We start from the raw sequence: 13,351 nt of genomic DNA on the forward strand, positions 1-13,351 counted from the left end.
GGCGCAGCCCCGGTTTCGGGAAGGGGCGGGATTGGGGAGCTCCCAGCAAGGCCCCCCACCCCGCACTCACCCCCCCGGACAGGACCATGACCACCACCCTCCTCACCAACATCGCCAGCCTCGTCACCAACGACCCCGCCCTCGGCGAAGGGCCCCTCGGCCTCGTGGAGGACGCCGCCGTCGTCCTGGACGGCGAGACCGTCGCCTGGGTGGGCCCGTCCGCCAAGGCCCCGTCGGCGGACGAGACGTACGACGCGCGGGGCCGCGCGGCCATCCCCGGCTTCGTGGACTCCCACTCCCACCTCCTCTTCGCAGGCGACCGCACCAAGGAGTTCAACGCCCGCATGGAGGGCCGCCCGTACGAGGCGGGCGGCATCCGCACGACGGTCGCGGCGACGCGCGCGGCCACGGACGCGGAGCTGGAGGCGAACGTCACGCACTACCTCCGCGAGGCCCTGCTCCAGGGCACGACGACGTTCGAGACGAAGTCGGGGTACGGCCTGACGACCGAGGACGAGGCCCGCGCCCTGCGCATCGCGGCCCGGCACACGGACGAGGTGACGTTCCTGGGCGCGCACATCGTGTCCCCGGACCTCGCGGACGACCCGGCGGCGTACGTGGCGCTCGTGACGGGCGAGATGCTGGAGGCGTGCGCGCCGCACGCCCGTTGGGTGGACGTGTTCTGCGAGAAGGGCGCGTTCGACGGGGACCAGGCGCGGGCGATCCTGACGGCGGGCAAGGCGAAGGGCCTGCACCCCCGCGTGCACGCGAACCAGCTGAGCTACGGCCCTGGCGTCCAGCTCGCCGTGGAGCTGGACGCGGCGAGCGCCGACCACTGCACGCACCTGACGGACGCGGACGTCGACGCCCTGGCCCAGGGCGACACGGTCGCCACGCTCCTCCCCGGCGCCGAGTTCTCCACCCGCGCCGAGTGGCCCGACGCCCGCCGTCTCCTCGACGCGGGCGCCACGGTGGCCCTGTCCACGGACTGCAACCCGGGCTCGTCCTTCACGTCCTCGGTCCCCTTCTGCATCGCCCTCGCCGTACGGGACATGGGGATGACCCCGGACGAGGCCCTGTGGGCGGCCACGGCGGGCGGCGCCGCGGCCCTGCGCCGCACGGACGTGGGCCGCCTCGCCCCGGGCGCCCGCGCCGACCTGGCCCTCCTGGACGCGCCGAGCCACGTCCACCTGGCGTACCGGCCGGGCGTACCGCTGGTGTCGGGCGTGTGGCAGCGCGGCACGAGGGTGCGCTGACGCCGGGGCCGCAGACGCAGGAACGGCCTGGGGGCCGCCCGACTTTCAGGGCGGCCCCCAGGCCGTTCGCGTATCCGCTGCTCCGCTACTCCTCCAGCGTCAGCCCCTTGCGGAGCTTCACGAGCGTGCGGGAGAGGAGTCGTGACACGTGCATCTGCGAGATGCCCAGTTCCTCGCCGATCTCCGACTGCGTCATGTTGGCGACGAAGCGCAGGGAGAGGATCTTCCGGTCCCGGGGCGGGAGTTCGGCGATCAGCGGCTTCAGGGACTCGACGTACTCGATGCCTTCGAGGCCGTGGTCCTCGTAGCCGATGCGGTCGGCGAGGGCGCCCTCGGAGTCGTCCTCCTCCGGCTGGGCGTCCAGGGAGCTGGCGGTGTAGGCGTTGGACGCCGCCATGCCCTCGACGACCTCTTCGTTCGAGATGCCGAGGCGCTCGGCGAGTTCGGCCACTGTCGGCGCGCGGTCGAACTTCTGGGCGAGTTCGTCGCCCGCCTTGGCGAGGTCGAGGCGGAGCTCCTGGAGTCGGCGCGGGACGCGCACCGACCACGACGTGTCGCGGAAGAAACGCTTGATCTCGCCGACGATCGTCGGCATCGCGAACGTGGGGAACTCGACGCCGCGGCTGAGCTCGAAGCGGTCGATCGCCTTGATCAGGCCGATGGTGCCGACCTGGATGATGTCCTCCATCGGTTCGCTGCGGGAGCGGAACCGGGAGGCGGCGAACTTCACCAGGGCGAGGTTCAGTTCGACGAGGGTGTTGCGCACGTACGCGTACTCGTGCGTGCCTTCCTCGAGGGTTTCGAGCCGCTCGAAGAGGGTCTTGGACAGCGCACGGGCGTCCAGGGGCGCCACTTCGTCGTACGGAGGGATCTCGGGGAGCCCGGACAGGCTCTCGCCGATGCTCTCGGGCCGCTCGGCGGTGTCGGACGCGTCAGGGGCGACAGCGGTGTCGGCGAGCGGGGGCTCGGCCGTCGCGGCCCGTGCGTCCTCGTGGGCGGGACCCAAAATCCCCTGGGCCCGGGTCTCGGTGCGGTTCGGCGGGGGTGTCGACGTCGCCTGGTCAGTGCGCGATTCGTCGAGCCGGGGTGACATGGTCTCCTCCATCGTTCTCGGCATATGGCTGCCGATGCCACTACGTGCACTGCGGTGTGCGGCGCCTCCATGGCCGTCCGTGTCGATTGATGTCCCTTCTACCCCTACCCGCTTCCGCGCCGGAGTCGCAAGTGCGTTCTGAGGCGAAATGTCCGAATCCGGGGGGTTGTTCGGCTACCCGGGACCGTAGGGAAGGCGTAATGTTCAAGGGCGTCATCGCGCGTCCTTACGCGCGGGAAACAGCCCACGACGGTCGGGAAGAGAGTGACGGCATGGACCGCGGGACGGTCGGCAGTGCACACAGGGGCCGGCTTCTGGTCGAAGTCCGGAAAGAGGGCCGCAGCGCCGTCGTGACCCCGGCGGGTGAGTTGGATCACCACACCGCCGATTTGTTGCGCGAGCCGCTTGAGGCCTGTGTCGACGACGGCTTCAAACGCCTCGTGGTCGACTGCTCGCGACTCGAATTCTGCGACTCGACGGGGCTGAACGTGCTCCTGGGCGCCCGGCTGAAGGCCGAGGCGGTGGGGGGCGGGGTCCATCTGGCGGGGATGCTGCCGGTGGTGGCCCGAGTGTTCGAGATCACGGGAGCCGATGCCGTCTTCACCGTCCACGAGACGCTCGAAGCGGCGCTGGCCGACTGAGTCGGGGTGATTCTCGCGTATGGCGCAAAGAGTTACGCGTCAGTTGTCGCTGTGTGATCGTTGCGTTACCAGCGTCACACGGTTCGTGCGGAATCCATGGGTGTCCGGGCGGTTCGGCAGGGCAGGAGACACCCTGAGTCCGTCGTCCACATCCATCAAGTCATTCATCAAGTCAAAGTCAGAACGGCAAGCGGCCGGGAAGGCAGCCGGGCGGGCGGGGGTCCGCCGGTCGCCGCACTTCCTCCCTTGTCCAGTCCTCTTGTCGGTGAGGTGAAGTGCTGATGAGCACCACCCGGCCTTACTCGCCGGGCGACCGCGGCCCGGAGTCGGAGGCCGCCGTCGCGGATGCTCCCGCGCCCGCGGCCACCCCGGAGTCCGGGGGCCGCCAGGTCCGCAGGCTGAGCCTGAACGGGGCGAGCGGTGTCGTGCCGCTCTCGCGCGACTTCACCCGGGAGGCGCTGCACGCCTGGGGCTGGCTGCCCGCGGCGAGCGCCGACCGCCGCGCCGCCGCCGAGGACGTGCTGCTCGTCGTCTCCGAACTGGTCACCAACGCGTGCCTGCACGCGGAGGGCCCCGAGGAGCTGTGGCTCTCCTGCGACGGCAAGGTCCTGCGCGTCCAGGTCTCCGACCGCGGCGCGGGCCACCCCGCGCCCCGTACCCCGCACCGCGCGGGACGGCCCGGCGGGCACGGGATGTTCATCGTGCAGCGGCTGTGCCTCGACTGGGGGGTCATGCGGACGCCCGGGGCATCGGGCAAGACGGTGTGGGCGGAGCTGGGCGCTCCGGGCTAGCGCGACCGCCGAGCCCTCCAGTCCGCACCCCCTCGCTCCGCCCGTTTCATCTCCCCCCCGCCTCGCCCCACCCCGCCCCGCCCCCGGCTTCCGGCCATCCCGCCCCCGCCTCCTGGGCCCCTTCCGCCACCCCGGCGCCCTCGCGCCCCCGGCCCGCCGTCGTCGAACGGCCGCCGCCCCGCTTCCCCGACGCGTCGGATCAGCACGGATCCGGCGCGTCCTTTGTCTTCCCTCGGCAAGGCCCCGGGCGTACCTTGAGCGCCAAATCTGATGTGCCGTCAGTAAATTCGCACAGCGGCACGGACTCGCCCGCACCACCGGCATGAGGGGAAAACGAGGTGTCGTACCAGAAACAGACGGCCGCGCTCGTGCTCGCCACGGCCATGGCCGGATCGGCTCTGCTCCTTGCCGCACCCGCCGCCCAGGCCGAGGTCCAGGACGTGGACTACCAGTGCAAGACGCCCATCGGGAACAAGGGGGCGGTCTCGCCCATCGACATCAAGAGCGTGAAGAGCGGCAGCGGCTACAAGCTCACGATGTCCTTCCAGAAGGGCGTCTCCTCCAGCCCCGTCGAGCTCGGCAAGGGCGCGATGAAGCCCAGCGCGGTGATCAAGCTGGGCGGCGCCGAGAGCGGCACGGTCGCGGTCTCCGGGCCCACCAACGCGGCGGCGATCCCGGCTAACACCCCCATCAAGATCAGTGACTTGTCGGGCACGTACACGCCGAAGAAGTCGGGGAAGGTCACGTTCACGGCCGGAGTCCTCACCATCAAGGCGCTCGGTACGACCACGACGTGTACGCCCGCGAACAACCCCAAGCCGTCCTTGACTCTGGACGTCAAGGGCTCCGGCGGTTCGGGCGGTTCGGGCGACTCCGGTCAGGACACGGGTGCGGGAGCGACGTCCGGCTCCGGTTCCGGCACGGGGTCCGGGTCAGGCTCCGGCTCCGGCGACCAGTCCGGCGGCGAGCAGCTCCCGCAGACCGGACCCACCGACTCCGCCATCGCCCTCGGCACCCTCGGCGGCACCGTGCTGCTCGCGGGCGCGGCCGGAGTGCTGTGGCTGACCCGGCGCAACCAGGCGGCGCGGTCGCGCTGACCTTTCCCGGAGACCGGGTACGAACGCGGGGAGCCGCCGATGCCGCTGATGCCGTCGACGTGGAGCAAGCGCGGGGCGCGAGCGCTGTGCGTGGGCGCCGCCGTGCTGCTCGCGTCGTGGTGCGCGGGACCGGTGCCGGGCGCGCGGGCCGCCGACAGCGAGGCCGACAGGGGTGCCGCCTGGTCCGTCGCGCCCTCCGCGGGCGGCGGCGCGCGGTCCGCGCGGCAAGACGGACGGCCCTGCTTCTACGCGGAGGGCGCCCCCGGCGCCGTACTGCACGACACCCTGTCCGTCACCAACCCCGGCGCCGCCCCGCGCACCGTGACCCTGCGCGGCGCCGGACCCGGGGGCACCGGGAAGTGGCTCGCGTTCGCGAAGCGCGAGGTGACCGTGCCGCCGCGGACGCGGGCCGAGGTGCCGTTCACCGTGACGGTGCCGCCCGGGACCGCGCCCGGCGACCGCCTCGGCGAGGTCGTGGCGCGCGGCGGCGGGAGGGACGCGCGGGTCGCCGTGCGGCTGCGGGTGAGCGGGCCCGCGCTCGCCGCGCTCACCGTGGAGCGGGTGCGCGTCGACGCGGGGGCGCGGCGGATCTCGTACGACCTGGTCAACCGGGGCACCACCGTGCTCGCGCCGAAGGTCGTGGTGCGGGCCGAAGGGATGTTCGGCGAGCTGCTCGACCGGCGGGCGCGGCAGGTGCCCCGCGAGCTGGCGCCCGGCCGGCGGGTGTCCCTGAGCGAGCCCTGGGACGGGGTGCCCGCGCTCGACTCGGTGGACGTGCGGCTCACGGTGACCGCTGCGGGCGGGGTGGCGGAGCGGGCGAGCGCCTCCGCCTGGATCGTGCCGTGGCCCGCGGTGGTGGGGAGCGCGCTCGGGGGCGCCGCGGTCCTCGCGGGCGGCTTTTTCTGGGTACGTCGGCGTCGGCGGGCGGAGGTCTGCGGTGATGGTTGAGTCGGCACGAGCCCGCCGTGAGTCGGCACGAGCCCGCCACGACGCGGCGGGACAGTCCCGGCGGCGCGCCGCGCGCGGCAGCGCCCCCGCCGCACTCCTGCGCGCCGCCCTGGCCCTGGTGCTGCTGCTCGCCGCCGTCGGCGGCGCCCTGGCCGCGCCCGCCCCCGCCCGCGCCGCCGACAAGCCCACCGTCACCCTCTCCAAGTCCCAGGCGGGGACGGGCGGTTCGGTGACCGTCAAGGGTAAGGGCTGGCGGCCGAACGCCCTCCTGATGATGCTCGTGTGCGGGCAGTCCGCACCCGCCGTCGGAGTGCCCGGCGGCACCAACTCCTGCGCCAACTCCCGGGGGCGCGCCGTCACCACCGACGGCGACGGCACCTTCAGCAAGTCCCTGCCCGTGGCCGAGCCCCCGCAGGCCTGCCCGTGCGTCGTGCACGTCGCCACGGTGACCGGCGAGAAGGCCGCGGCGGACGCGGCGTTCAAGGTCGCCGGGCACCCGGTGCGGCCGCTGCCCGCGCGGCCGGACGGCGGCGGCAGGCTGTCCGTCCTGACGGACACCAGGCTCGACGGGTCGAGCGGCCTCCTCACCTGGTTCGGCGCCCCGCCGTCGCGGCGGCTCGTCTTCACCGTCGGCAACGTCGGCTCCGTACCGGTCAAGGACCCGGTGTTCCAGGTCGGCACCTCGCACGGCGTGTTCGCCCCGCAGTGGGAGGAACAGCAGTGGCGCGGCACGATAGCGCCGGGCAAGAAGGCGCAGATCACCCTGTCGGTCGACCTCCCGGCGGGGGCGCACGGCGACTATCTGGTGTCGCTGCGGTACGCCGACCGGGTCCTCGCCGAGCAGCCGTGGGGCGTGGGCCGCCCCTGGGGCGTCACGCTGTTCTGGATCCTGCTCTGCGTCGTCGTGCCCGCGGCCGTCTTCCGCGTCGGCATGGCCCTCGTCGACCGGCTCCGCCCCGACCGCCACCGCCGCCCGCCCGGCCGCCACCGCACCTCCCGCGTCGGCGAGTTCACCCTGCGCCTGCCGAGGCTGCGCCTGCCGCAGTCGGCCGTGACCGCGGAACGCGACACCGCCACCCGCACGGCCGCCTCCGGGACGGCCACCACCAACTTGCCCTGGTTCAGCCCGGACGCCGATCCGGGCGCACCCGCAGGACAGCTCTCCGCACCGTCCGACAACGGCCCCACGACGAAGGGAACCTCATGAGCGGGAAACGGAGCGCGAGGGCGGCGGGAGCGGCACCACCCCGTACGAGAGCGACCGCGGCCGGCATCGCCCTGATGCTCGGCGGCACGGGGCTCGCGGGCGGGACCCTGATCGCCGCCGCCGGTCCGGCGCAGGCCGCGGAGGTCGCGTACAAGACCGAGTGCGTACCGCCCCCGATCTCCAACCTGCCGCCGGTGCACGGCACCACGAAGGTCGACGTCAAGGTGCCCGCCGAGGCGAAGGTCGGCGACGAGGTCGAGGTGGTGTGGAAGACCGTCGAGGCCGCGTCCAAGAACCCCGACATCCTCGACCTCGGCAAGGACACCGTCCTGCCGACGGGCACGATCAAGGTCGGCGGCGCCCAGAGCGGCGACCTGAAGCTGGAGGGGACGCGGACCAACCCGCCGATCCCCAAGGGCAGCCCGATGGTCCTGTCCGACATGAAGGGCAAGCTGAAGCTGACCAAGCCGGGCGAGGTCACGCTCACCCCGGACGCGTACGACATCAACGTCAACAAGCCGATCTCCACGGACACCAAGTGCAAGCCCGAGGAGGCCGTGAAGGCCGCGGCGACCATCAAGGTGACCGAGGGCGGCGGCAGTTCGGGCGGAAGTTCGGGAGGCAGCGCGTCCGGTGGCAACTCCGGCGGGACCACCTCCGGGGGCAACTCCGGTGGCTCCAGCGGGGGTTCGGCGTCCGGTGGTGGTGACGACGGCGGTACGACCACCGGTGGATCCAGCTCCGGCGGCAGCACGTCCGGTGGCTCCGGCTCCGGCGGGTCCACGGGCGGCGGCGACGGGCAGACCGACTTCCCCGGCAAGGAAGTCCAGATCCCCTACAAGTGCAAGACCCCCATCGGCGACAAGGAAGCCACCTCGCCGGTGCAGATCAACGCCACGAAGAACGGCGGGAGCTACGGCCTGACCGTCCAGTTCAAGAAGTCCGTCATGGACAGCCCCGCCGACATCCCCGCGAACTCCGTCACCCCGTCGATGCAGGTGCGGCTGGGCGGCGCCGACAAGGGCACGGTGCCCGTCGAGGGCCCCGCGAACAAGGAGCCGATCAAGTCCGGCGCGCCCATCACCATCCCCGACCTCACGGGCACGTACAAGCCGGGCGCCGACGGCAAGTCGACGCTGTCGCCGGGCGTCCTCACCGTGAAGGCGCTGGGCACCACCACGACCTGCACCCCGGCCAAGACCCAGGTGTCCCTGGAGCTCGACACGTCGGCGCAGCCGGGCGGCGCGTCCGGCGGCTCGTCGGGCAGCGGCGGCACGGGCGGATCCGGTACGTCGGGCGGCTCCGCCTCCGGCTCGGCGGGGGGCGCGGCCGCATCGGGCGGCGGGCTCGCCGACACCGGCGCCGAGGACAACGGGGCGCTGCGGGCGCTCGGCCTGGTCGCGGGCACGGCGATCCTGCTCGGCGGCGCGGTATTCACGTTCCTGCCGCGCGGACGCCGCAGGTGGCTGCGCTGAGCCACCAAAACGGCCTCGGCTAGGGCTGGTGGCTGCGGGTGCCCGAGTGCGCCCGCAGCCACGCCAGTACGTCCCGGGCGAGCCCCGGCGCCTTCAGGAGCGGGCCGCCGTGCGCGGAGCCCGGCAGGGTCCGCACCGTCACGTCCCGCAGGCCCGCCCTGCGCTGGGCGGCGGCGAGCTCGGCGGAGTGCGCGGGCGGGACGTAGTCACCGGCCGAGTGCACCAGGTACAGCGGCGCGTCCCGGGCACCCGAGGCGTGCGAGGCCGCCGCCAGATCGCCCCAGCGCTCCCAGCAGCGCTGCCCCGCGGTGTCCGGGTCGCATCCGGCGAGACGTTTCGCCGCCTGCCGCAGCGCCCGCTGCCGGGCCGGGGCGCCGGGTCTCGCCCCGTCCGTCCACGCCCGGTACGGCGAGGCGACGGGGGACAGGGCGGCGACCCCGCGTACGTACACGCGGCCGTCGCGGTACGCGCCCACGCTCACCGCGAGATGCCCGCCCGCCGACGAGCCGAGCAGCAGCGGCCGGGGCGCGCCGGGGCCCTCGCGGCGGGCGATCCAGCGCAGCGCGGCGAGGACGTCGGTGCGCTGGGCGGGCCAGACGGCGTCCGACGAGAGCCGGTAGTCGGTCTCGTACACGGTGAAGCCCCGCGCCGCGAACCACCGTGACCAGCCGCTCCAGTCGGTGTCCCGGGCCCACGACCCGCCGTGCAGGACGACGAGGGACGGCCGCTTGCCGCCGCCCGAGGGGGCGTGGACGGTCACGGTCTGGCGCGGGTGCTCGCCGTAGGAGAAGACACGGCCGGACGGGGGCGCGTCGGGCGAGGCCTCGGCGGCGACGCTGGCGGAGAGCAGCGTGCCGCACAGGGACAGGGTCAGCAGCGCGCGGCGCAGGTTCGGGGGCCGGTGGCGCGGGGCCGGGCGGCGGTGGCGGGCGCTCGGGCGGCGGTGGCGCGCGGTCAGGCGATGGCGCACGGTCATGGGGTGATGGTCCACCGGGCGCCGTCGGGACGCCCCGGGAAACGCCAAGGGCCACCGCACCGGGTGGTGCGGCGGCCCTCAGTTCGTACGAACGGCCTCAGGCGGGTGTCAGTTGACCTCGCCCATGAGCGCCTTGACCTTCTTGCGGTACATGTACACCGCGATACCCGCGATCACGGCGAGCGTGGCCTCCATGGCGACCACGCCGGTCTTGTTCAGGTCGACGCCCGCCGTGGACAGCAGGCCGGTGGTGCAGTCGCCCGCCGTCACGGCGAGGAACCAGACACCGAGCATCTGCGAGGCGTACTTCGCCGGGGCCATCTTCGTGGTGACCGACAGACCGACCGGGGAGACGCACAGCTCACCGACGGTGTGCATGAAGTAGATCGCGACCATCCAGTACGCGCCGACCTTCTCGCCGTCGCCCGCCATGGACAGCGGGAGCAGGAAGACGAAGAACGAGGCACCGGTGATGACCAGGCCGATCGCGAACTTCACGACCGTGGTCGGCTCCTTGTCGCGGCGGTTCAGCGCCATCCACAGGAAGGCGGCGACCGGGGCCAGGGCCATGATCAGGACCGGGTTGACCGACTGGTACCAGGAGACCGGGAAGTCGAAGCCGAAGATCGAGGTGTCCGTGGAGTTCTTGCCGAACAGGGCCACGGTGGACGCGCCCTGGTCGTAGATCATCCAGAAGACCGCGGCGGCCACGAAGAACCAGATGTACGCCGTCATCCGGGACTGCTCGACGTCGGTCAGCTCCTTGTCCCGCTTGATCCGGGCGAGCACCCAGATCGGGATGACCAGGCCGGCGATCGTGATCGGGACGATGGCCCAGTTCAGGGTGTAGACGCCGGTGGCGATCGTGACGCCGTAGAAGACGACGGCGGCGATGATCCACAGCATGGCCTTGCGCAGCAGGCCCATCAGCTCCGGCCGGTCGACCGGCTTCGGGACGACGCTGCTGCGCTCGCTCAGGTGGCGGCCGCCGAGCAGGAACTGGGCGAGGCCGAGGGCCATGCCGAAGGCGGCGAGGGCGAAGCCCAGGTGCCAGTTGACCTTCTCACCGACGGTGCCGATGGCCAGCGGGGCGAAGAAGGCGCCCAGGTTGATGCCGATGTAGAAGACGGTGAAGCCGCCGTCGCGGCGCGGGTCGTCCGGGCCGTCGTAGAGGTGGCCGACCATCGTGGAGATGTTGGCCTTCAGGAGGCCGGAGCCCATGGCCACCAGGACCAGGCCGAGGAAGAACACCGCCTTGCCGGGCAGCGCCAGGGTGATGTGACCGGCCATGATCACCAGGGCCGCGATCGTGATCGTCTTGCGCGGGCCCCACAGCCGGTCCGCGAACCAGCCGCCCGGCATGGCGAGCAGGTACACCATCGCCATGTAGATCGAGAAGATCGCCGTCGCCGTGGCGGCGTCCATGTCCATGCCGCCGGGGGCGACCAGATACAGGGGGAGCAGGGCCTTCATGCCGTAGAAGCTGAAGCGCTCCCACATCTCGGTCATGAAGAGAGTGGCCAGGCCGCGGGGGTGGCCGAAGAAGGTCTTCTCGGAACCAGGAGTGCTGGCCGAGTCCTTCGTCAGGCTGGACGCCATGGGTCGATCCTCGTGGTTCGGGACGCGGCTTGCGGCGGGGGACCGCGGGCGCGCCCGGTGGGGGGCGGTCGGCACCGGTGTCCTGCCGCTCACCCCGCACGCCTGAGGAGGGGTTGGTGCCACGGTGTCCGTGGAACACGAGGGACGGTGACACCGAGATCCACACCCCGGGACGCATCATCGCGTGCGGGGCCCGACCACAGGTCATTCCTTTCGAAGGCCGGTGAAGCGAGCACCGGCCCACACACAAAAGCGACCCTTGGCACGCAATAGCGGGCCAAAGGTCCTTGAGTAGTGCTACAGGCGTCTCGCCACCATACGCCACGACAGAGCGGGATTTGGAAGGACTTGAGACATGGATCACAGGTGACGCAGGAACCAACAGCCCACATTCCAAGGTGTACGCGAGACCACTCCAAGGATCTCACGCAGTGGACGGTGGAACGTGTTCCTCCGGTCCTGGGGGAGCGCGGGCGCGGCAGGGGGCGCGGGGCCGTCCGGCGATCACCCTCCTGCGCTGGTCCGGCGCGGACTACCATCACCCCATGACCCGTGTACTGCTCGCCGAGGACGACGCGTCCATCTCGGAGCCGCTGGCCCGCGCACTGCGCCGCGAGGGCTACGAGGTCGAAGTGCGCGAGGACGGTCCCACCGCCCTCGACGCCGGGCTGCAGGGCAGTGTGGACCTGGTCGTGCTCGACCTGGGCCTGCCCGGCATGGACGGCCTGGAGGTCGCCCGGCGGCTCCGCGCCGAGGGTCACACCGTGCCGATCCTCATCCTCACCGCCCGCGCCGACGAGGTGGACACCGTCGTCGGGCTCGACGCCGGCGCCGACGACTACGTGACCAAGCCTTTCCGCCTCGCCGAACTCCTCGCCCGCGTCCGGGCCCTGCTCCGGCGCGGCGCCACCGAACCGGCCCAGCCGCCCGCCACCCACGGCGTCCGCATCGACGTCGAGTCGCACCGCGCCTGGATGGGCGAGGAGGAACTCCAGCTCACCGCCAAGGAGTTCGACCTCCTGCGCGTCCTCGTCCGCGACGCCGGCCGCGTCGTCACCCGCGACCAGCTGATGCGCGAGGTCTGGGACACGACGTGGTGGTCGTCCACCAAGACGCTCGACATGCACATCTCGTGGCTCCGCAAGAAGCTCGGCGACGACGCGGCGAATCCGCGGTACATCGCTACGGTTCGGGGGGTTGGGTTCCGCTTCGAAAAAAGCTGAACCTGGCCGGGGGCCTGCACCGGGCTGACCCCGGCCGGGCGCCTGCACCCACCTGGCCCCGGCCGGGCGCCTGCACCCGCCTGGCCCGGGCCGCCCGGCCGGGCCTGGGCGGCAACCCCACCACCCGTCCGCTGCGCGTCCGGCCGTCTCCCACCCACCCGCCCGTTGCCGTGGTCCCCGGCTTGCCGCCGGCGCGGCTGTGTCGCGCGCTGGGTGTGGTCTGCGTCTGCTGGCGGGCTGCGGGGGACGGCACCCCCACCGCCCGCTGCGCGGTCGGCTGTCTCCCACCCACCCGCCCATTTCTGTCGGCCCCGACTCCCTGCCGACCCGCTCTGCGGACCCGTCCCGGGGACCCGCTCTGCCGACCCGCCCTGCGGACCCGCTCTGCGGACCCGTCCCGGGGACCGTTCTGGGGACCCGTCCTGGGGTCCCGCTCTGCGGCCCCGTCCTGCTGACCCGCCCTCCCGAATCGCCCCGCCGCTCCGAGCAAGCCGGGGCCGACAGCTCCGGGCTCGGCGGTGCCCCGGGGGTGAGGCGGGTTCGACAGTGTGGGTGGGCGGGTGGGGAGGAACCGCCGCGGAGCGGCGGGGGCGGTTGCCGGGGGTGTGCGTGCGGGCTGGGGTGAGGTGGAGAGGGTCCCGGGTGTCCCGAGGCTGGTGGGTGTCGTCCCGGGGGGCGTCCGCCCTGGCCCGGCCTCGGGGGTGAGGCGGGTTCGACGGTGCGGGTGGGTGGGTGGGGGTAGCCGCCGCGGAGCGGCGGAGCGGTTGCCGGGGGTGCGCGCGCGGGCTGCGGTGAGCTGGACCGGGTGCTGGGTCCGGGGCCCAGGTTCCGGGGTCCGGGTTCCGGGGTCCTGGCCTGGGTTTCGGGTTTCGGGTTCCGGGTCTGGGTTCCGCAGGACGGGTTTCGGGTTTCGGTGTTCGGGCCGTTGGGGGCGTCCGGCCCGGTCCCGGGGGTGAGGCGGGTTCGAGGGTGCGGGTGGGTGGGTGGGGAGAACCGCCGCGGAGCGGCGGGGGCGGTTGCCGCGGGGACACGGTGGACCAGCGGA

At 73.0% G+C, this 13,351-nt stretch carries 11 protein-coding genes; 8 read left to right on the forward strand and 3 right to left on the reverse strand.

Annotated features, from left to right (window positions below; all coding sequences use genetic code 11):
- Nucleotides 1-86: 86 nt before the first annotated feature.
- The gene (gene hutI / locus ACFVHO_RS30745; protein WP_385721690.1) at nucleotides 87-1,256 is read left to right on the forward strand and encodes an imidazolonepropionase; all 1,170 of its coding nucleotides are present in this window, start codon (nucleotides 87-89) and stop codon (nucleotides 1,254-1,256) included.
- A gap of 85 nt (nucleotides 1,257-1,341) precedes the next feature.
- On the opposite strand, the gene ACFVHO_RS30750 is transcribed toward hutI, so the two are convergent.
- Nucleotides 1,342-2,361: an RNA polymerase sigma factor SigF gene (locus ACFVHO_RS30750; protein ID WP_385721693.1), complete on the reverse strand. Its 1,020-nt coding sequence runs from the start codon at nucleotides 2,359-2,361 to the stop codon at nucleotides 1,342-1,344.
- A gap of 260 nt (nucleotides 2,362-2,621) precedes the next feature.
- Between ACFVHO_RS30750 and ACFVHO_RS30755 the strand changes: the two genes are divergently transcribed.
- From ACFVHO_RS30755 to ACFVHO_RS30780, 6 genes are all read left to right on the forward strand, one after another.
- Entirely contained in the window at nucleotides 2,622-2,990 is a 369-nt protein-coding gene (locus tag ACFVHO_RS30755; protein WP_385721825.1) for an STAS domain-containing protein, read from the forward strand.
- A gap of 281 nt (nucleotides 2,991-3,271) precedes the next feature.
- Entirely contained in the window at nucleotides 3,272-3,781 is a 510-nt protein-coding gene (locus ACFVHO_RS30760) for an ATP-binding protein (protein ID WP_385721696.1), read from the forward strand.
- Between the two features lie 338 nt (nucleotides 3,782-4,119).
- A complete protein-coding gene (locus tag ACFVHO_RS30765) occupies nucleotides 4,120-4,878 on the forward strand; it encodes an LPXTG cell wall anchor domain-containing protein (protein WP_385721699.1) in 759 nt (252 codons plus the stop codon).
- A gap of 39 nt (nucleotides 4,879-4,917) precedes the next feature.
- The gene (locus tag ACFVHO_RS30770; protein WP_385721702.1) at nucleotides 4,918-5,826 is read left to right on the forward strand and encodes a hypothetical protein; all 909 of its coding nucleotides are present in this window, start codon (nucleotides 4,918-4,920) and stop codon (nucleotides 5,824-5,826) included.
- On the forward strand, nucleotides 5,819-7,033 hold the full coding sequence (locus ACFVHO_RS30775) for a hypothetical protein (protein WP_385721704.1): 1,215 nt from the start codon (nucleotides 5,819-5,821) through the stop codon (nucleotides 7,031-7,033). The genes ACFVHO_RS30770 and ACFVHO_RS30775 overlap by 8 nt, the downstream gene beginning before the upstream one ends.
- A 74-nt stretch (nucleotides 7,034-7,107) precedes the next feature.
- On the forward strand, nucleotides 7,108-8,508 hold the full coding sequence (locus tag ACFVHO_RS30780; protein ID WP_385721828.1) for a hypothetical protein: 1,401 nt from the start codon (nucleotides 7,108-7,110) through the stop codon (nucleotides 8,506-8,508).
- A 19-nt stretch (nucleotides 8,509-8,527) separates the two neighbouring features.
- Here the strand turns inward: ACFVHO_RS30780 and ACFVHO_RS30785 are convergent, their stop codons facing one another.
- Together ACFVHO_RS30785 and ACFVHO_RS30790 are read right to left on the reverse strand one after the other, a co-directional pair.
- Complete coding sequence (locus ACFVHO_RS30785; protein WP_385721707.1) at nucleotides 8,528-9,484, reverse strand: alpha/beta hydrolase family protein; 957 nt, start codon at nucleotides 9,482-9,484, stop codon at nucleotides 8,528-8,530.
- Nucleotides 9,485-9,592: 108 nt separating this feature from the next.
- A complete protein-coding gene (locus ACFVHO_RS30790) occupies nucleotides 9,593-11,083 on the reverse strand; it encodes a peptide MFS transporter (RefSeq protein ID WP_385721709.1) in 1,491 nt (496 codons plus the stop codon).
- A 545-nt stretch (nucleotides 11,084-11,628) separates the two neighbouring features.
- On the opposite strand from ACFVHO_RS30790, the gene ACFVHO_RS30795 reads away from it, so the two are divergent.
- Nucleotides 11,629-12,306, forward strand: coding sequence for a response regulator transcription factor (locus ACFVHO_RS30795; RefSeq protein WP_016644465.1), 678 nt, complete (start codon nucleotides 11,629-11,631; stop codon nucleotides 12,304-12,306).
- Nucleotides 12,307-13,351 lie beyond the last annotated feature (1,045 nt).

The sequence above is a fragment of the Streptomyces sp. NPDC127108 genome, assembly GCF_042677545.1.
GTDB lineage: Bacteria > Actinomycetota > Actinomycetes > Streptomycetales > Streptomycetaceae > Streptomyces.